The 18,204-nt window shown below is 64.9% G+C and carries 15 protein-coding genes; 7 read left to right on the forward strand and 8 right to left on the reverse strand.

Features of this window, described 5'->3' with window-relative positions:
- Nucleotides 1-142 precede the first annotated feature (142 nt).
- Nucleotides 143-874, forward strand: a complete 732-nt coding sequence (locus VOM14_RS06365; RefSeq protein ID WP_327627880.1) for a DUF2968 domain-containing protein — start codon at nt 143-145, stop codon at nt 872-874.
- A 98-nt stretch (nt 875-972) separates the two neighbouring features.
- Here VOM14_RS06365 and VOM14_RS06370 read toward each other — a convergent pair whose 3' ends face one another.
- The 3 genes from VOM14_RS06370 to VOM14_RS06380 all read right to left on the reverse strand — a co-directional run bounded on the left by VOM14_RS06370 (nt 973) and on the right by VOM14_RS06380 (nt 5,193).
- The gene (locus tag VOM14_RS06370; RefSeq protein ID WP_327627881.1) at nt 973-1,833 is read right to left on the reverse strand and encodes a hypothetical protein; all 861 of its coding nucleotides are present in this window, start codon (nt 1,831-1,833) and stop codon (nt 973-975) included.
- 568 nt (nt 1,834-2,401) lie between these two features.
- Entirely contained in the window at nt 2,402-2,935 is a 534-nt protein-coding gene (locus VOM14_RS06375; protein WP_327627882.1) for a GNAT family N-acetyltransferase, read from the reverse strand.
- A gap of 398 nt (nt 2,936-3,333) precedes the next feature.
- A complete protein-coding gene (locus tag VOM14_RS06380) occupies nt 3,334-5,193 on the reverse strand; it encodes a tetratricopeptide repeat protein (RefSeq protein ID WP_327627883.1) in 1,860 nt (619 codons plus the stop codon).
- A gap of 125 nt (nt 5,194-5,318) precedes the next feature.
- Between VOM14_RS06380 and VOM14_RS06385 the strand changes: the two genes are divergently transcribed.
- From VOM14_RS06385 to VOM14_RS06395, 3 genes are all read left to right on the forward strand, one after another.
- Nucleotides 5,319-5,678 carry an ArsR/SmtB family transcription factor gene (locus VOM14_RS06385; RefSeq protein ID WP_327628116.1) on the forward strand — a complete coding sequence of 120 codons (360 nt, stop codon included), beginning with the start codon at nt 5,319-5,321 and terminating at the stop codon, nt 5,676-5,678.
- Nucleotides 5,675-6,949: a cation diffusion facilitator family transporter gene (locus tag VOM14_RS06390; RefSeq protein ID WP_327627884.1), complete on the forward strand. Its 1,275-nt coding sequence runs from the start codon at nt 5,675-5,677 to the stop codon at nt 6,947-6,949. Before VOM14_RS06385 ends, VOM14_RS06390 begins: the two co-directional genes overlap by 4 nt.
- 141 nt (nt 6,950-7,090) lie before the next feature.
- Complete coding sequence (locus tag VOM14_RS06395; RefSeq protein ID WP_327627885.1) at nt 7,091-8,818, forward strand: FAD-dependent monooxygenase; 1,728 nt, start codon at nt 7,091-7,093, stop codon at nt 8,816-8,818.
- A gap of 48 nt (nt 8,819-8,866) precedes the next feature.
- On the opposite strand, the gene VOM14_RS06400 is transcribed toward VOM14_RS06395, so the two are convergent.
- Genes VOM14_RS06400 through VOM14_RS06415 form a run of 4 tightly spaced genes read right to left on the reverse strand, consistent with a single transcriptional unit; the run spans nt 8,867 to nt 14,141 of the window.
- Nucleotides 8,867-9,118 carry a formate dehydrogenase subunit delta gene (locus VOM14_RS06400; protein WP_327627886.1) on the reverse strand — a complete coding sequence of 84 codons (252 nt, stop codon included), beginning with the start codon at nt 9,116-9,118 and terminating at the stop codon, nt 8,867-8,869.
- A gap of 8 nt (nt 9,119-9,126) precedes the next feature.
- Nucleotides 9,127-12,078, reverse strand: coding sequence for a formate dehydrogenase subunit alpha (gene fdhF, locus VOM14_RS06405; RefSeq protein WP_327627887.1), 2,952 nt, complete (start codon nt 12,076-12,078; stop codon nt 9,127-9,129).
- Nucleotides 12,079-12,093: 15 nt separating this feature from the next.
- Nucleotides 12,094-13,659: a formate dehydrogenase beta subunit gene (locus tag VOM14_RS06410; protein ID WP_327627888.1), complete on the reverse strand. Its 1,566-nt coding sequence runs from the start codon at nt 13,657-13,659 to the stop codon at nt 12,094-12,096.
- Nucleotides 13,656-14,141 carry an NAD(P)H-dependent oxidoreductase subunit E gene (locus VOM14_RS06415; protein ID WP_327627889.1) on the reverse strand — a complete coding sequence of 162 codons (486 nt, stop codon included), beginning with the start codon at nt 14,139-14,141 and terminating at the stop codon, nt 13,656-13,658. The genes VOM14_RS06410 and VOM14_RS06415 overlap by 4 nt, the downstream gene beginning before the upstream one ends.
- A 140-nt stretch (nt 14,142-14,281) precedes the next feature.
- Between VOM14_RS06415 and VOM14_RS06420 the strand changes: the two genes are divergently transcribed.
- Nucleotides 14,282-15,361, forward strand: a complete 1,080-nt coding sequence (locus tag VOM14_RS06420; protein ID WP_327627890.1) for a substrate-binding domain-containing protein — start codon at nt 14,282-14,284, stop codon at nt 15,359-15,361.
- A 111-nt stretch (nt 15,362-15,472) separates the two neighbouring features.
- Entirely contained in the window at nt 15,473-15,736 is a 264-nt protein-coding gene (locus VOM14_RS06425; protein WP_327627891.1) for a hypothetical protein, read from the forward strand.
- Between the two features lie 106 nt (nt 15,737-15,842).
- On the opposite strand, the gene VOM14_RS06430 is transcribed toward VOM14_RS06425, so the two are convergent.
- Nucleotides 15,843-16,202 (reverse strand): COG4315 family predicted lipoprotein, encoded by a 360-nt coding sequence (locus VOM14_RS06430; protein ID WP_327627892.1) that lies wholly within the window; start codon nt 16,200-16,202, stop codon nt 15,843-15,845.
- 1,238 nt (nt 16,203-17,440) lie between these two features.
- Between VOM14_RS06430 and VOM14_RS06435 the strand changes: the two genes are divergently transcribed.
- Nucleotides 17,441-18,187: a hypothetical protein gene (locus VOM14_RS06435; protein WP_327627893.1), complete on the forward strand. Its 747-nt coding sequence runs from the start codon at nt 17,441-17,443 to the stop codon at nt 18,185-18,187.
- Nucleotides 18,188-18,204: the final 17 nt, after the last annotated feature.

The following is an 18,204-nucleotide window of genomic DNA, read 5'->3' on the forward strand; positions in this document are numbered from 1 at the left end:
ATAAGCGCACGTGTCGTGTAATTGGCACACCGTAGTTTTATCTCGATTTAAAGTCTCTTTTTGCGACGCTTCCGTGTTTCGCTTAAGCACTAATCCGCGCGATAATCCAAGGCTGTTTCTGGATCGCATGGAGCATGCACGTATGAAGTACCCCTTATTTGTACGGCGCGCCATGCTGCTCGCGACCTCGTGTGCGCTGTTGCAGCATGGCGGCCTGGCGCTGGCTGCGCAAGGCGACGAGGCCGCGCCCATGGTCGGCACCCGGCCGGCGCTGAACAGTCTGACGCCGCAGCCTGTCGTCGACGCGTTGCGCGGCGCGGCGTCGGGCTCGTCGTCCACGGCGAGCGAAGCCACAGCGAGCGAAGCGCAAGGCAATGTGGCCGAGTTGATGCAAATGATTCAGGACACGAAGCTGAGCGAATTGCGCACCACCTACAACGGCAGTTACGGCGCAAGTCTGTTCTTCTATCCGCGCGAAATGACGTACTACATCGCGTTATTTCAGGACAAGCATTTCTGGCGCGTGATCAAGTCGGCGGACGCGGGCCGCGCCGAAGCCATCTACAGCGGTTTTGTGCAGCAAACCGCGCAATTGGCGGAGGTCGAGATTCACCGGACGCAGTTGCAGGCGCAGAAGGCATATATCGAAGACATTATTGCGTTGTCCGAAGATCGTGCTAAGCGCTTGCAGGCCGATCTCGAAGTCGCTCGCACGCAGCAGGCAAAGGTGAACGACTACCAGCGGCAAACTCAAACCGAAGCGGCCGCGTTGCGCGACGAGAAAGAGCGGGCACAGGCGCAATTGCGCCAGGTGCAGGGCGAGGTGATTCAGTTGCAACGGCAGACGGAGATGGGCTTGCCGGGGCAGAAGTAAACGCGTTAGGGACGTGAAGAGCGTGTGGAAACGGAAAGCCCGGCCTTATATGGCCGGGCTTTTTTAATGCCGCGCGTTTTTTGCCGCACTTGTTGATGCTATTTGTTGAACTGTTCCGGTGCTTCCGTCACGCGGCGATTCGCGAGGCGATTGATCCACTGCTGGCCCTCGCTTGCGGATGAATTCGCGGACGATGCCGATTGGCTTGATTGGCTTGTAATAGCGGCGCGGAGAGTGTTGGCGATTGTGCCGATGGACGCGGCATTGTCGGCTGGGAGCGGCGACGGTGCATGTGGCGAGTAAGCGTTCGCAGCCGATGGCTTTGTCGATGTGCGGGACGCAAGCATGTGAGCCGCGTCGGCCACGCGCGGCCCGTGATTCGCGACACTCGCTTTGGCGAGATGGCGTTCGAGCGTCCGGCGATGGTCGTCGGTTTTCTCGGCGTCCGGTTTGCGCGTGTGGGCGCGTGGATCGGTCGGGGCGGCTTGGGGTTCGACCGAGGCATGAGCCCGCGCCGCTACGCCCCCTTCGGCAGCATGGGTCACGAAGCCGGACACCGGTGCGGCATGAACGAGCTTCGGCGCGGACGCCGCGCTGCTAACTTGTGGACCTGCCGCATGGATAACCGATTTCGGACTGCCGATGTCATCAGGCAAGCGGCCCGGCGAGACGGTTCCCTCGCGCACGGCAACGGCCGCCTCCTCGGAGTTCGTATCGTGGCGCTGATCACGCGCTGCGCCATGCACCCATGCAAGCCAGGCGAGCAGCGCCGCGCCGCCTAGCGCGCAAGCGCCGCCCGCGAGCCCCCACCACGACACGAGCGACGCGCGAGGCGCGGCCGCGGACACAGCAACCTTCACGGGCGCAAAAGCGTCCGGCACGGCGGAAACCTTGGGCGAATCAGAAGCGCTCGCCGCGACGGCATCGTTTGAAACCGCACCACGCGTCATCTCAGCCATCTGCGGCTCCCGCGCGCCAGCGGCGTCCGGCGTCCACACGCGGGTTCCTGCGCCACCGGCCGTTGCAACAACACTTGCGGCAGCTAACCGTGGATCGGGAGCCACCCATCGGCAGAACGAGCGAATAGGCTGGTCACTGACGCTGAACGTTTTCAGGACCGCTCCATAAAGCCCGTGCAGCCCCTTTTCGAGGCAGTGGGTTGGCGCGAGCAAGTTCCATCCGCGGCCAAAGGGCGCCGGCACGTCATTGAACGGGCGCGAGCGCGGCAACGCCATGGCGCCTTCGACTACGGTGAGCGGGGTGGTGGACATGGGTCTCTTCCAGCGTCTTCTGGAGGGCGCCAACTGGCGTTCCGTGGGTCGGTGGGACGACGGCCCCGGAGCAAAACGCGCGGTACGTCACGTGCAAAAAGAGCTTATGCGCGCACATGTACCGGCGCATCAGCGCCTTATTGAGAGAGCCATCGTCGGAAAGAGAGGATGATCGCCGCAAGCTATCGATGTAACGATCGGACGTGTCCGAAATTGGGTGCAGAACAATCCCGGATCACATCGATCGAGACCTCAATCAAATGCTCGACTTGTCCAGCCGATAAACGTAGCGCAACGCAGTGATATCGACGCCGCCCATGTGATCCGGTTCGGCGCCTGCAAACTGCCAGCCCTGGCGTTCATAGAAGCCGATCGCCGGCACATTGCCCTCCAGCACGTACAGATACAACTGCGCCTCGCCTTGCGCGCGCGCCCATTCTTTGGCGGCGCGCATCAGCAATTTGCCGACGCCGATGCCCTGAAATTCCGGCAGCGCATGAAGGTTGTCGAGCAGCACGCCCCACGCGGATTCCGGCTGACGCTCGACGCACACGAAGCCGATCGGCTCGCGGTCCAGTTCGGCGATCAGCACCATGCGGCGCTCGCCGCCCGGCGCGCTCATGCGGGCGGCCCAATAGGCGGCGCGTTCGAGCGTGACTTCGCTGTCCAGGAAGGCGTCGGGCAGCAGGCCGCGATAAGTGGCGCGCCAACTCGTGCTGTGGATGAACGCGATGAGCGCGGCATCCGCGACGGTGGCGGGGCGCAGCGAAAGGGCGGGGGCGGTTTGCATCGGGTGTATCGTCGACTGAAATTGCGTGGCCGGAATTCTGGCCACGCGCCGCGGCACTGGCTGTACTGAAAATGCAGGACAGCGCCGTCAACCATAACATTATGTGGCGCGGCTTTCAGCGGACTCTCGGCGTTTACCCTGTGCCGTACTCAAGCATTCAGTTTCGGAGTGCGGCGCTCCTCGCGCGGCCTGTTCCGCTGTCCGTTCATGTGTCCGTGGCATCCGCTTTTTTTGCGGCGGATCGTTTCAACTGCCAGATCGCCGTCAGTTCGCGCGCACGCCGCACTCACGCGGGCGGCTGGTGCAAACAAAAACCCCGCGCTCGTGAGAACCCGGGGTTTTTGTTGCAGCAAAGATCGGATGCGCCGCACGCCGCACCCCGCTGGCCGCGCACGCCGCTAGCCGCGCCGCAGTTCGTTCGCCACCGCTTCCACCACTTCGCGCCAGGCGCCGGGACGCGGCTGACGCGTGAGCGTCGCGCTGCCATACCACGAACTGCGCGCGTCGCCGGAACACCAGCGCCAGTCCGGCGCGAACGGCAGCATCAGCCAGAGCGGCTTGCGCAGTGCGCCGGCGAGGTGGGCGATCGATGTATCGATAGACACCACGGCGTCGAGCCGCTCGATGATCGCGGCAGTGTCCGCGAAATCACCGATGCGCTTATCGACCTGTTTGTCGAAACGGTGAATCGACGCCGCCCGCGGATGCGCGTCGAGCGCCGCGCGCTCGTCGGCGGTGAGCTCGGGCTGCAACACGATCCAGTCGATGCCTTCGATCGCGAAGAGCGGATCGAGCGCGGCGAGCGGCATCGAACGCGTTTCGTTCTGCTGGATGCGACCCGACCACGCGACGCCGATCTTGCGCTTCGCCTGGCCGCCGAGCGAGCCGCGCCACTTGCGCCGGTACGCGGGCGGCACGCTCAGATACGGCGTGCGCTCGGGAATCGTGTTCAGCGTCGTGCCGAGCGCGAGCGGCAAGCTCAGCAGCGGGCATTGCACGTCGGCGGCGGGGCGGGGCGCGCCTTTCGGAATCAGCGTGACGCGCCATGTCTTTGCGACCGGTTCGAGCAGCGGCAGCAGCGGCGGCTGCACTTCGAGCACCACGCGCGCCGCGCGCCGCGCGGCCAGCGGGACAAAGCGCACGAACTGCAAGGTGTCGCCGAAACCCTGCTCGGCGTGGATCAGCAGCGTGCGCTGTTCGATGGGTTCGCCATGCCAGCGCGGCAGGGTTTCGATCACCGGTTCCGCGATGGTCTGCAAGCGCCATTCGTATTCCGCCAGCCCGCGCGCGTAATCGCCGAGCGCGAGCCACGCGAGCGCGCGGTTCATATGCGCGGACGGCAGATCGGGCTCGGCGCGCAGCGCCTGATCGAATGCGCGCACCGCGGTGGCGTGCGCGCCCAGCGCCTGATGCGCGGTGCCGAGAGCAAGCCACGCAAGCGCGAATCGCGGATCGAGCCCGACGGAGCGTTCGAGATACGGAATGGCCTGCGTATGACGTCCGAGCGCGGCGAGCGCGTTGCCCATGCCGTAGATAGCCGGCGGCAAATTCGGCTGCAACGCGAGCGCCGCCTGGAACGACGCGACCGCTTCCGCGTGACGGCCGGTGGCGTCGAATGTATTGGCGAGATTGAAATGCGCGGCGACGAAGCGCGGCTCGGCGGCCAGGGCCGCCTGGAAACAGGGGATGGCTTCGTCCGCGCGGCCGAGCGCATTGAGCGACATGCCCATGTTGTTCAGCGCGCCGGCGTGGCCCGGACGCAACTCCAGCGTGCGCCGGAACGACGCAATGGCCTCTTCGTGACGCCCGAGCGCGTGCAGCGCGTTGCCGAGATTGTTGTGCGACGACGCGTCGTCGGGTTGCAGGCGTAACGAGCGCCGGAACGCGTCGGCGGCGTCTTCGTGACGGCCCGCCACGGCGTAGGCGTTGCCGAGGTTGTAATGCGCCATGGGAAACGTGGGCGCGAGCGTGAGCGCGTTGCGGAACTGCTCGATGGCCTCGTCGATCTGGCCGAGCGCCTTCAGCGCGTTGCCGAGGTTCAGTTGCAGCGCGGCGTCTTGCGGACGGAGCTTGACCGCGCGCCGCACCAGCTCGGCGGCTTCGGCGTGCTGGCCCTGCTGGTGGCGCAGCACGCCCAGCAGGTGCAACGCATCGACGTGCGCGGGATTGCCTTCGAGCGTCGCGCGGTAGCCGCGTTCGGCGTCGTCGAGGCGGCCGTCACGATGCGCCGCGAAAGCGCGGTCAAATACAGGTTGCATGACGGGGGATGGATTTCGGGTGAGGCAGAGGCCGCATTTTCCCACACTCGACGGGTGTCGCCCGGTTCGGACCGCTGTCCGGCTTTCGTATAACATGTGAATACTTGTTCACATGTATGCCTCCGATGATTCCCGCCACGACTGCTTCGTCATTGCCGACGAGTTCGGAACCGCCTCAGGCGGACACCCTCGTGCCGCTCGCCGACCTGTTCCGGCTGCTCGGCGATCCGACGCGCCTGCGTATCGTGCTCGCCTGCATGGACACGCGCCGCGCCGTGGGTGCGATTGCGCAGGAGCTGGAGTTGTCGTCGTCGCTCGTCAGCCATCATTTGCGGCTGCTGCGCGCGGCGCGGATCGTGCGTGCGCAGCGGCAGGGCAAGCAGGTGTTCTATGTCGCCGCCGACCGCCACATCAGCGCGATGCTGGCCGGCATGCTCGAGCACGTGGCCGAACCGGCCCACGACGACACATTGGATTTGCCATGAAGAAAATCGAAGAAAGAGAAGACGAACACGCGCCGGTGTGGCTCGATGGGGCCGCGGGCGGGGAGGTGGCGGGCGCGCATGAGCATCAGAGGCAGCGCGTGGCTGATGTGGGACAAGATCACGCTCACGATCAGGCCGGCCATGACCACGCCAGCCACGACCACGCGGGCGATGAGCACGCGGGCCATGAGCACGGCCACGCCAGCCACGGCGGCCACGACCACGCCGACCATGTCCACGGCCACGGGGGCCACGACCATCGCCACGATCAGGATCACCACAACCACAACCACAACCACAACCACAACCACAACCACAACCACAACCACAACCACAACCACAACCACTCCCACAACCACGCCGGCCATCACCATCATCACCACGCACCCGTCAAAGGCCACGGCTTCGCGTTCGCGCTGGCCGTCGCGCTGAACCTCGCCATCGTCGTGCTTCAGGCGCTGTATGGCGTGCTCGCGCACTCCACCGCGCTGCTCGCCGACGCGGGCCACAATCTCTCCGACGTGCTCGGCCTCCTGCTCGCCTGGGGCGCGGCCTGGCTCGCGACGCGCCGTCCTTCCGCGCGCTACACGTTCGGCTATGGCAGCTCGTCGATTCTCGCGTCGCTCGCGAACGCCGCGCTGTTGCTGTTCGCGTGCGGCGTGATCGTCGCCGAGGCGCTCGGCCGGTTGATCGACCCGGCGCCCGTGGCGGGATTCGCGGTGTTTGTCGTCGCGGCCGTGGGCGTGGTCGTCAACGGGATTTCGGCGTGCCTTTTCATGCGCGGCCAGAAAGAGGACCTCAACATTCGCGGCGCGTTTCTGCACATGGCGGCCGATGCCGGCGTCTCCGCGGCGGTGGCGATCAGCGGCCTCGTGATCGTCTTCACCAACTGGACGTGGCTCGATCCGCTGATGAGCCTGCTGGTGGTCGCGGTCGTCGTGTACGGGACGTGGGGCCTGCTGCGCGATTCGGTGCGCCTCGCGCTGAATGCCGTGCCGGCGGGCGTCGATCTGCAAGGCATCCGCGACTATCTCGCCGCTCAGCCGGGCGTCGAGGACGTGCACGATCTGCACGTCTGGGCGCTGTCCACCACCGGCAACGCGCTCAGCGCGCATCTGGTGATGCCCGCGGGGCATCCCGGCGACGAGCAGCTCGACGGCATCGTGCTCGTGCTGCGCGAACGTTTTTCGATGCAGCACGCAACGCTGCAAGTCGATCTCGGCACGACCGATCACCGTTGCGCGATGGATCATCCGCCGCACGCGCACTGAAGTAATACGCGAAGTGCGCGCCGCGCGGCGGCGCGCCATCCGCACGCCATCCACGCGAACCCGCGCAATCGATGCAGCGCGCCATCCGGCGCGCGGGCGCGGGGCGTACACTAGAGCGCACTGTCGTCTGCGGAGATTCGCATGGACGCTGCTGCCTGCAATGCGTCGCCGGTCTTGATCGTCGGGGCGGGGCCCACTGGGCTTGCCGCCGCCATCAGTCTCGCGCGCGCTCACATTCCGGTGCGCCTCGTCGACAAGGCGATGCAGCCGAACCCTTATTCGCGGGCCATCGGCATTCAGGCGCGCACGCTCGAACTTCTCGAACAGCACCGGCTCGTCGGGCGGTTTCTCGAACTGGGCCATCGCGCGCGCGCCGCGAATCTTTTTTCGAACGGCATGCGCCTCGCGCAACTCGACTTCGATCCGCTGCACACGCGCTATCCGTATCTGCTATTTCTCGACCAGTCGGTGACCGAGCGTCTGTTGACCGAGCATCTCGCGACGCTCGGCGTGACGATCGAGCGCGGCGTCGAACTCACGATGTTTTCGCAAGGTTCCGCCGGCATTCAGGCGACGCTGCGGCGCGCCGACGGTCACACCGAGACCCTGCGCCCGTCCTACCTGATCGCTGCCGACGGCGCGCACAGCAAGATCCGTCATGGACTCGGCCTCGCCTTCGCGGGCAAGACGAACGAGCAGACCTTCCTGCTCGCTGATCTGCACGCCGAAACCGACTGGCCCGATGACGAATTCCATATCTTCGCGTCCAGCGAAGGACTGGTCGCGCTCTTTCCCATGGGGCACGGCCGGCATCGGCTGATTGCGGATCATGCGCTCGAACGCTCGACCGTCGTCGGCGCGCCGTCTTCGCCGGTGGTGCTCGGCGAGCCGCCGCTCAGCCGCGTGAGCCCGCCGTCGCTCGACGAATGCAAGGCGGTGCTCGCGAGGCGCGTGCATGAACGCGTCGATGTGTCGGAGCTGGCGTGGTCTTCATACTTCCATTTGAGCAGCCGGATGGTGGAGCGCCTGCGCGTGGGCGGTGTTTTCCTCGCGGGCGACGCCGCGCACGTGCACAGCCCGGCCGGCGCGCAAGGCATGAACACCGGCATTCAGGAAGCGTTCAATCTCGGCTGGAAACTCGCGCGCGTGCTGAAGGGCGCCGCGCCGGATCGTCTGCTCGACACGTACCATCACGAACGGCATCCGATCGAGCGCGAGGTGCTTCGGCAGACCGGCTTCATCACGCAGATGGCCGAGGCCGATCATGGCCCGCTCAAGCTGCTGCGCGAGCGCGTGATGCCGGTGCTCGCCGCGCTCGGTCCGCTGCGCGACGCCGCGCGTCTCACGATCAGCGAGTTGTCGGTGCAGTACCGGCGCAGTCCGCTCACGCTCGAACGCGTGCTCGACGGCGGCCCGCGCGCGGGTGAGCGCGCGCCGGATGCGGTGGTGCATGTCGTCGACGGACCGCTGGGACGCGCGCCGGGCGTCGGCTGCATTTACGACCTGCACGACCCGGCGTTCTTCTCGCTGTTTCTGCTGGTGCCGCCGTTACCCGTCGACGAAACGCCGCTCGATCCTGCGGCCAAACACGAGCCGCCGCCCGACGCGGAACTGGAGCGTCTTGCTGCTGGAATCGAACGATTGTTGCCGGGCGCCGTGCGTATCTGGCGCGTGACGGACACGAGCGGCGACGGCGGTCCGTCGCTGTCCGAGTCGTATGGACGAACGCGGCCGTCGTTCTACCTGGTGCGTCCGGACGGCTACATCAGCGCGCGCGGGCGCACCGGCTCGGATCTGAACGGCCTGCTGCGGCACTGCGAAGCGTGGTTCACCGCGGGCGGGCAGATACCCGAGCAGACGGCGCTATAAGCAGGCGCGCCCGCCATGTGAGCCTGCCGTCGCCCGCGAGTTCCGGTTTCACGCGATGGAAGGCGCCGCGGGCGTCAGCCGCTCGCGGTTCTCGACGAGCGCTTCCCGGACGATCTCCGACATCGCGATGCCGCCCGCGTCCGGCGCATCGAGCGAGGCGAGCAGCGCGCGCCGCATGCGCGGCTCCCAGAAGCGGCGGATATGATCGGCGACGCCGGCCACGGCTTCTTCGCGATCCGGCATCGAATCGAAAAAGTCGCCGATGCGGTTCGCCATGTCAATCAGATTCTGAGTGTCCATGGTTCGCCTCACTTACCCGATGTCACGTTGGCCAGCTCGCGCTGCTTCAGCAGATCGAGCTGCTCCGCGTTGAAGCGCGAATACTCTTTCTGCCATTGCGACGGCTGTTCGACCGGCATCACCTGCACGGCGGTCACCTTGTATTCCGGACAGTTGGTGGCCCAGTCCGAACTGTCGGTCGTGATCACGTTCGCGCCCGATTCGGGGAAGTGGAACGTCGTGTAGACCACGCCCGGCTGCATCCGCTCGGTGACTTTCGCGCGCAACACGGTGTGTCCCGCGCGCGATTCGATGCCGACCCAGTCGTCCGTCCTGATGCCGCGTTCTTCCGCGTCGTGCGGATGCAGTTCGAGCCGGTCTTCCTCGTGCCAGCGCGAGTTCTCGGTACGGCGCGTTTGCGCGCCCACGTTGTACTGCGACAGGATGCGCCCGGTTGTGAGCAGCAGCGGGAATTTGCGCGTGACTTTTTCCGGCGACGCGATGAACTTCGTGATCACGAACTTGCCCTTGCCGCGCACGAACGTATCGACGTGCATGGTCGGCGTGCCGTCCGGCGCCTCTTCGTTGCAAGGCCACTGAATGCTGCCGAGTTCGTCGATCTTCCGGTACGACACGCCGTGGAAAGTCGGCGTGAGACGCGCGATCTCGTCCATGATCTCGGACGGATGCGTGTAGTCCATGTCATAGCCGAGCGCGTGCGAGAGCAGCAGCGTGACTTCCCAGTCGGCGTAACCCGCCGCCGGCGGCATGACCTTGCGCACGCGCGAGATGCGGCGCTCGGCGTTGGTGAAGGTGCCGTCCTTTTCGAGGAACGTCGAGCCGGGCAGCAGCACGTGCGCGTATTTCGCCGTCTCGTTCAGGAAAATGTCCTGCACGACGATGCATTCCATCGACGACAAAGCCGCTGCTACATGGTGCGTGTTCGGGTCCGACTGCACGATGTCCTCGCCCTGGCAATACAGGCCCATAAAGCTGCCGTCGAGCGCGGCTTCGAACATATTGGGGATGCGCAGGCCGGGCTCGACTTGCAGCGTGACGTTCCACGCTTCCTCGAACTGCGAGCGCACGAGCGTATCGCCGATGTGACGATAGCCCGGCAGTTCGTGCGGGAATGAGCCCATGTCGCACGAACCCTGCACGTTGTTCTGACCGCGCAGGGGATTCACGCCGACACCTTCGCGGCCGATATTGCCGGTGGCCATCGCGAGGTTCGCGATGCCCATCACCGTGGTCGAGCCTTGCGCGTGTTCCGTGACGCCGAGGCCGTAGTAGATCGCGGCGTTGCCGCCGTTCGCGTAAAGACGCGCGGCCTCGCGCACGTCGCCTGCCGGCACGCCGGTCACGGCCTCCGTGGCCTCCGGCGCGTTCTCGGGCAAGGCGACGAAATCGCGCCATTGCTCGAATGCGCGCGACTCGCAACGTTCGGCGACGAACGCTTCGTTCAGAAGCCCTTCGGTCACGATCACATGCGCGAGCGCGTTGACGATCGCCACGTTCGTGCCCGGCCGCAACTGCAGATGATGCGAGGCCTTCACGTGCGGTGTATCGACGATGTCGATGCGGCGTGGATCGACGACGATCAGCTTCGCGCCTTCGCGCACGCGGCGCTTCAGACGCGAGCCGAACACCGGATGGCCGTCGGTCGGATTCGCGCCGATCACCATGATCACGTCGGCTTTATCGACCGAGGCGAAGGTCTGCGTGCCCGCCGATTCGCCGATGGTGGTCTTCAGCCCGTAGCCGGTCGGCGAGTGGCACACGCGCGCGCAGGTGTCGACGTTGTTGTTGCCGAACGCGGCGCGCACGAGCTTCTGCACGAGATACGTCTCTTCGTTCGTGCAGCGCGACGACGTAATGCCGCCGATCGAATCGCGCCCGTGCTTCGCCTGAATGCGACGGAATTCCGAGGCCGCGTAGTTGATCGCTTCTTCCCAGCTCACCTCGCGCCACGGGTCGGTGATCTTCGCGCGGATCATCGGCTTCGTGATGCGGTCCTTGTGCGTCGCGTAGCCCCACGCAAAGCGGCCTTTCACGCAGGCGTGGCCTTCGTTCGCCTGGCCGTTTTTATACGGCACCATGCGCACCACCTCGTTGCCCTTCATCTCGGCCTTGAACGAGCAGCCGACGCCGCAATACGCGCACGTGGTGACGACCGAATGCTCGGCCTGACCGAGCATGACGACGGTCTTTTCCTGCAGCGTCGCGGTCGGGCACGCGGCGACGCACGCGCCGCACGACACGCACTCCGATTCCATGAACGGCTGGCTTTCGCTTGCCGCGACGCGCGATTCGAAACCGCGTCCCGCGATGGTCAGCGCGAACGTGCCCTGCGTTTCCTCGCACGCGCGCACGCAGCGATTGCAGACGATGCACTTCGACGGATCGTAAGTGAAGTACGGATTCGATTCGTCTTTCTGGTCCTTCAGATGATTGGCGCCGTCGAAACCGTAGCGCACTTCGCGCAAGCCCGTGACGCCGGCCATGTCCTGCAACTCGCAGTCGCCGTTCGCGGGGCACGTCAGGCAATCGAGCGGGTGATCGGAAATATACAGCTCCATCACGTTGCGGCGCAGCGATTGCAGACGCCCGGTTTGCGTGCGCACCTTCATGCCGGCTTCCACCGGCGTCGTGCACGAGGCCGGATAACCGCGCTTGCCTTCGATCTCGACAAGACACAAACGGCACGAGCCGAACGGTTCGAGCGAATCGGTCGCGCACAGCTTCGGCACATTGACGCCGGCCTCGATCGCGGCGCGCATCACGGAGGTGCCCGCCGGCACCGTCACCGCCTGGCCGTCGATTTCCAGCGTGACGTCGACATCCGCATGACGCGCGGGCGTGCCGAAGTCGGTGTCGTCGAAGTAGGGGCGCGAGGCGCGTTGTTGTGCCTGCGCTTGCGATTTGCACGCGCAGTTGCCGGAGCCGCAGCCGCCGGCGGGAGAATTGAGCATGTCTGACATGGTTGGGCTCCTCGTTCAGGCCGCGGCTTTCGGTGCGTCGGCACAAGGGTCGGCGAGGCCGAAGTCTTCAGGGAAATGGTCGAGCGCGGACAGCACGGGGTACGGCGTCATGCCGCCCATCGCGCACAACGAGCCCGACACCATCGTGTCGCACAGATCGCGCAGCAACTGCACTTGCCGCGTGGACGTGTCGCCGTTGCGAATCCGCGCGATGACCTCGACGCCGCGCGTCGAGCCGATGCGGCACGGCGTGCACTTGCCGCACGATTCGAGCGCGCAGAAGTGCATCGCGTATTGCGCGAGTTCGGCGAGATTCGACGTGTCGTCATGCACGACGAGCCCGCCGTGCCCGACCACGGCGCCGACCGCCGCGTAGGCTTCGTAGTCCATGGGAATATCCCATTGGCTTTCGGGCAGATACGTGCCGAGCGGGCCGCCCACCTGGACCGCGCGCGCCGGCCGGCCGCTTGCCGTGCCGCCGCCGAAGTCGTCGAGCAGCTCGCGCAGCGTCACGCCGAACGCGAGTTCGACGAGGCCGCCTTGTTTGACGTTGCCCGCGAGCTGGAACGGCAGCGTGCCGCGCGAGCGGCCCATGCCGAAGTCTTTGTAGTACGCCGCGCCGCGCGCGAAGATGATCGGCACGGTGGCGAGCGTGATGACGTTGTTGATCACCGTTGGCTGACCGTGGAGTCCGACGAGCGCGGGCACCGGCGGTTTCGCGCGGACGATGCCGCGCTTGCCTTCGAGCGATTCGAGCAGCGCCGTTTCCTCGCCGCACACGTACGAGCCGGCGCCCTTCGCGACGAACAGTTCGAAGCGATGCGCGGAACCGAGCACGCGCTCGCCGAGCCAGCCGGCCGCGCGCGCCTTCGCGATGGCCGCTTCGAGCACGGCGATGGAATGCGGATATTCGCTGCGCACATAGATGTAGCCGGCGCTCGCACCGGTCACGACGCCCGCGATAATCATCCCTTCGATCAACACATATGGGTCGCTTTCCATCACGAGGCGATCGGAGAACGTGCCCGAGTCGCCTTCGTCCGCATTGCAGACGATGTACTTCTGCGCCGCCTTCGCCGCGCGCACCGTGCGCCATTTGATGCCGGCGGGAAACGCCGCGCCGCCGCGTCCGCGCAGGCCCGATTCGACCAGCGCTTCGCAGGCGGCGTCGCCGTCGGTTTGCAACGCGTTGCGCAGGCCTTCGAGTCCGCCGTGCACGAGATAGTCGTCGATGGAAAGCGGGTCCGTGATGCCGATGCGCGCAAACGTCAGGCGCTGCTGCTTCTTCAGATACGGAATGTCATCGACCACGCCGACGCGGCGCGCATGCTCGCCACCGTCCACGAAGCCCGCGTCGAATAGCGCGGCCACGTCGCTTTCGTCCACGTTCGCGTAGCCGATGCGGCCTTCGGCCGTCTGCACTTCGACGAGCGGTTCGAGCCAGAGCAGACCGCGCGAGCCGTTGCGAACCAGCTCGATGTCGATGCCGCGGCGCGCGGCTTCCGCTGCGATGGCCAAGGCCAGCGCATCCGCGCCGAGCGCGAGCGCCGATGAATCGCGAGGAACATAGATGCGCGTCATGCCGTCACCTCCACGCATTTGCTGGCGGCCGCGAAAATCGCGTCGAATTTTTGCGGCGTGACTTTGGCGTGCAGCGTGCCGTTCACCGTCATGGCGGGCGACAGCGCGCATTGCCCGAGGCAATACACCGACTCCAGTTCCACCGTGGCGCCGGACTCGTGCGCGGCGTCGAAGCGGCAACCCGTGCGCGCCTCGATGTGCTGCGCGAGCGCCTCGGTGCCCATGCTGCGGCAGGCTTCCGCGCGGCAGAGCTGCACCGTGACGGGCGCTGCCGGCTGCGTGCGGAAATGATGGTAGTAAGTGATGACGCCGTGCACTTCCGCGCGTGAGAGGTTCATCACGCGCGCGAGCGGCGCGACCGTGGCGGGCGGCACGTAACCGAGTTCGTCCTGAATCGCGTGCAGCACCGTTAGCAGCGACATGCCGGGCTGCGCGTGACGCTGCACGAGCTGATCCGGCGCGATGGCGATGAGATCGTCCAAGTGGGGGCTCCTCCAAAGTCAAATATGCACTTGTTATTCATAATGCGTGCACTTATGCTTCGTTTATTCGGTATGGGATAGCGCTAGTCGAACGATAGGCGGGCGCTAAAGCCGATGCAATAGGAAATGCGTGCACATATATGATTCGAATCGAGTGCCATGCGCAACTGGTGCTGAAGGCCGCGGACGGCCGTGAGGCAAGCCTGTCGGACGTCGTGCCGCTACTCGCGCTCGTCGACGAATCCGGCAGCATCGCGCAGGCGGCCGCGCTTAAGGGTTTGTCCTACCGCCATGCGTGGGGTTTGTTGCGCGCAATCGAGGAGCGTCTGGGCGCTCCGCTGATCGCGAAGGAGCGCGGCCGCGGTTCGGTGCTGTCCGAACTCGGGCAGGCGGTGCTGCGCGCGCAGCGATTGTGCGGCGAACGGCTCGACGGCAACATGCAGGCGCTCGCGAGCGAAGTGGCGAGCGACCTGAACCGCTGGCTCGCGCCGCCCGCCGACCACGTGCGCATTCATGCGTCGCACGGTTACGCGGTGGCGGCGCTCGTCACCGCGCTGGTGGCGAACGAGCTTCCCGTCGACATCAAATACCGCGATGGCGTCGACGCCGTCAGCGCGCTCGCGCGCGGCGAATGCGAGCTGGCCGGCTTTCACCTGCCGCGCGGCGAGTTTCGCGCGGTCTGCGCCGATACTTACCGGCGCTGGCTCGATCCGCAGCGCCATGTGCTCGTGCATCTGACGCAGCGCCGGCAAGGGCTTTTTCTTGGCAAAGGTAATCCGAAGCGCATTCGCGGCCTGAGCGATCTCGCGCGCGACGACATTCGCTTCGTCAATCGTCAGCATGGCTCCGGCACGCGCATGTTGCTCGATCTGGCGCTTCGCAAACTGGGCGTCGATCCGGATCGCGTGAACGGCTATGCGTCGACCGAACTCACGCATTCGGCGATTGCGGCGTTCGTGGCGAGCGGCATGGCGGACGTGGGCTTCGGCGTGGAACCCGCGGCGCATCATTTCGGGCTCGACTTCATTCCGATCGTCGACGAAGACTATTACTTCGCGTGCGACCGCGCGCGGCTCGAGCGCGCGCCGCTGTCGGCGGTGATCGACCTGTTGCGCGGGCGCGGGTTTCACGAGAGCGTCGATCAACTGCAAGGCTACGATCCGCGCGACTGCGGCAAGCTGGTGGATCTCGAAGCGGGATTGCTGGCGGCAGACGCGTAAGCGGCTGTAAACATGGCATGGCTTTCGCCGCTGCGTAGGGCGCCCGTTTGGGATACTCTTTACGCTTCCGTTTCTTGCCCAACCGCGCGCCACGCCGCGCTTCGAATCGATATGAAAGTTCTTCTACATGCATGTGTCGCGGCCGCGTCGGCCGGCTTGCTCCTCGCGACTGCTTCGGTCGCTTTCGCGCAGAATTCTCCGGGCGTTCCGGGCGGAATATTGCAGGAGCAGTTCCGTCTTGCCGAACATCCGCAAATGCCGTTCGCTGCGTCCGCGCCTTCGGACAAGTATCAGTCGGGCAAGAAGTCGTCCATGCGCAAGCGCGGCGACCTGGGCGATCCGAACGGCTGCAATCTGCAGTGTCCGAAAGACTAAGCTTTGCGAATGTGAAAACGCCGGCGGCTTGCCGGCGTTTTTTATTGGCTTTCGGTCGGCGCTGACTGGGGTTGACTGGTGTTGACTGGCGCTGACAGCGCGGCGGTTAAGGCTTCGCCATGTGCCACATGTCCTTGAAGCCGTCTCCTTTCTTGTCGCCCGCCTGCTTGTCCGCCGAGTAGCGATACAGCGGATGCCCTTTGTAAGCCCATTGCTGTTTGCCGTCCGCCGAGGGGATCAGCGTCCAGTCGCCCGATGGTTTGTCCGACGCGCCCGCCACGGCAGCCGGCCAGTAGTTCGTGCAGCCGCCTGTGCAGGCGCTCACGCCGGGCGTGGTGTCTTTGTCGAAGGTGTAGAGCGTCATCCCGTCCGCGTTGACCAGTCGGCCGTCGACCACTTTCGGGGCTTCGGCGAAAGCGGCCTGTTGCAAGGCGAGGAGGGCGAGGCAGAAAAGGGTCTTGCGCATGATGTCGGCTCCTGTTGTTCGTATCGGATGTATCGGGTTCGTGTCGATTGGCGCGCGGTGCGGCGCACGGCGTGACGCGCATGCGCCAGGCGCGCCATCCATCAACGGCTCAGTCCGTGCGTTTATTCCATTTATTCTAGTTGCGGCCGGGCGGCTGGAGACCGGTTTCTGCGAGATCCGTGGCGGCGTGTGGCGATTGGGGCATCTTGCCGACGAATTCGACGTCCGGCACTGGCAACAACTCGCGGATTTGCTGACAACCCAACTCATAACTGCCGGTGCGCGCACCATGCCGATGCGCGAATCCGCCAGATCGACGCGCGAGTTGGGCAGCACATTGGCTCGACGATCCAATTGTCGAGCGCGTAGTTGACCATGATGACGACGTTGGCGGATTTCGCGCGCAGGTTGCCGGTTTAGCGCAAGCGGGCGACGGCGTTAATTGGTGGGTATTTTCTGTGCGCGGTGTTTTATTCGGTCGAGTTAATCGTAAGAAATTTCATCTTCGCGAATTTGAAACTTCAATGCTGGCTCGGGATTTTTTAAAATGTCTGTAATCTGAGTCGCATGCTGTTATTGCTTGAGCGAAAAGTCTGCAATGCCGCTGATCAGGTATTGCCGCCCGCAAGCCCTATGGATATGGCTGTCAGCGGTTCGTGTGCTGTTCGGCGATAAAAGCGGCGCGCGTTTTATTTGATTTAATAAAATAAAACCGACCAACGGCAAAAACTGAAAAATTGTGCAAAGGTGGCTTTTGATAAAAAATCCGGTGCTAGAATGCCGGCGCTCGATCTGGTAATCAATTGCTTGATCCGGCTAATTCAATTAATTCATTATATAAGGTGAATAACATGCAAAAAATCAACCGCAACGAACTCGCTAAATCCACGGTTGCTGGTGGCTGCTGCAAGAACAGCTGCTGCACAAAGTCGACCCCGGCTCCGGCACCGCTGAAGAGCTCCTCGCGCTAAGATCCTGCGCGCCGGGGCCGTGTCTTCAGGCGCGGCCCCGGCACACGAACGAACTTGAACATGACGCCATGGGCCGTCGCGCTAAACCTGCTTGCTTCGCTGCGCACGAGGCTTGTGCGGACGAAGCCCGGTATACAACGCGCGTTTCTTGCCCATCTTCCGCGTCCGGCAATCGAGCCGCTGGCTGCCGTTCTGTGGCGAATTTGCGGGCTCGTCCACGCCCGCACACGCTATGAAGGTATCTGCCGCTGCGAGCTTGGCCGCGACATGCTGAAACTGAGCTTGCCCAACCAGGGCCGCGTCGCGGCCGGGCGCTTTCGCGAGCGTCTGATCGATCAGCGGATCTATTTCGGTCGCTTGTCGCGGGGCAGCGAAGCATGGCCCGACCTGCAGCACGTCGCGCGTGCGCTCGCCAGGAAAATTGCGCAATTGAGGGCCGATGAACCCGGACGCCCGGTCATCGTGTCGCCGTTTCACTACGTGTCTCAATACGCGAACATTTACGTGATCGACGAGCTGCGCGCGCAGCTCGGGCTCGAGTCAATCGCCGTGGTATCCGGCGTGCCCCGCGATCTATATGGCGACGATCATGCGCTCATACCCGGCGTGAATGTGCTGTACACATACGGCGAAGACGACCGCAACGGCCTCGGCCTGCGTGTCGCGCGGGCATTGAGGCGCAGCGGCGTCGCCGTGCTGTTTGCCGATGTGCCTCCGTTCGCGCTGCATCGCTATCCGATGGAAACGGTGAGCGTCTCCCTGTTCGGCCGCAACGCGCGTATCCATAACGGCGTGTTCAGGCTGGGCGCGCAATTCAACGCGACCCTGCTGCCGTTCTATCTGCGCTTCGAGCGCGGGCGCTTCGGCGCTGAAATATTCGATCCCATACCGCTTGACGCGTCCGGCGCGCCTCAACACGTCGCGCGGTATATCGAAGCGGCGGCGGCGGACAACTACGCGGATTGGCTAGTCGCCGGACATCCTTCCATGTATTCATTCGCGGCCAATCGCTAGCGGTTTTACAGCCGCGC

Origin of the sequence: Paraburkholderia sp. MPAMCS5 (genome assembly GCF_036016995.1) — a bacterium.
Taxonomy (GTDB): Bacteria; Pseudomonadota; Gammaproteobacteria; order Burkholderiales; family Burkholderiaceae; genus Paraburkholderia.

Bases quoted from the DNA above. Each gene is read 5' to 3' on its own strand.
- VOM14_RS06365 (WP_327627880.1), top strand. From the start codon at position 143: ATGAAGTACCCCTTATTTGTACGGCGCGCCATGCTGCTCGCGACCTCG.
- VOM14_RS06370 (WP_327627881.1), bottom strand. From the start codon at position 1,833: ATGGCTGAGATGACGCGTGGTGCGGTTTCAAACGATGCCGTCGCGGCG.
- VOM14_RS06375 (WP_327627882.1), bottom strand. From the start codon at position 2,935: ATGCAAACCGCCCCCGCCCTTTCGCTGCGCCCCGCCACCGTCGCGGAT.
- VOM14_RS06380 (WP_327627883.1), bottom strand. From the start codon at position 5,193: ATGCAACCTGTATTTGACCGCGCTTTCGCGGCGCATCGTGACGGCCGC.
- VOM14_RS06385 (WP_327628116.1), top strand. From the start codon at position 5,319: ATGATTCCCGCCACGACTGCTTCGTCATTGCCGACGAGTTCGGAACCG.
- VOM14_RS06390 (WP_327627884.1), top strand. From the start codon at position 5,675: ATGAAGAAAATCGAAGAAAGAGAAGACGAACACGCGCCGGTGTGGCTC.
- VOM14_RS06395 (WP_327627885.1), top strand. From the start codon at position 7,091: ATGGACGCTGCTGCCTGCAATGCGTCGCCGGTCTTGATCGTCGGGGCG.
- VOM14_RS06400 (WP_327627886.1), bottom strand. From the start codon at position 9,118: ATGGACACTCAGAATCTGATTGACATGGCGAACCGCATCGGCGACTTT.
- fdhF (WP_327627887.1), bottom strand. From the start codon at position 12,078: ATGTCAGACATGCTCAATTCTCCCGCCGGCGGCTGCGGCTCCGGCAAC.
- VOM14_RS06410 (WP_327627888.1), bottom strand. From the start codon at position 13,659: ATGACGCGCATCTATGTTCCTCGCGATTCATCGGCGCTCGCGCTCGGC.
- VOM14_RS06420 (WP_327627890.1), top strand. From the start codon at position 14,282: ATGATTCGAATCGAGTGCCATGCGCAACTGGTGCTGAAGGCCGCGGAC.
- VOM14_RS06425 (WP_327627891.1), top strand. From the start codon at position 15,473: ATGAAAGTTCTTCTACATGCATGTGTCGCGGCCGCGTCGGCCGGCTTG.
- VOM14_RS06430 (WP_327627892.1), bottom strand. From the start codon at position 16,202: ATGCGCAAGACCCTTTTCTGCCTCGCCCTCCTCGCCTTGCAACAGGCC.
- VOM14_RS06435 (WP_327627893.1), top strand. From the start codon at position 17,441: ATGCTGAAACTGAGCTTGCCCAACCAGGGCCGCGTCGCGGCCGGGCGC.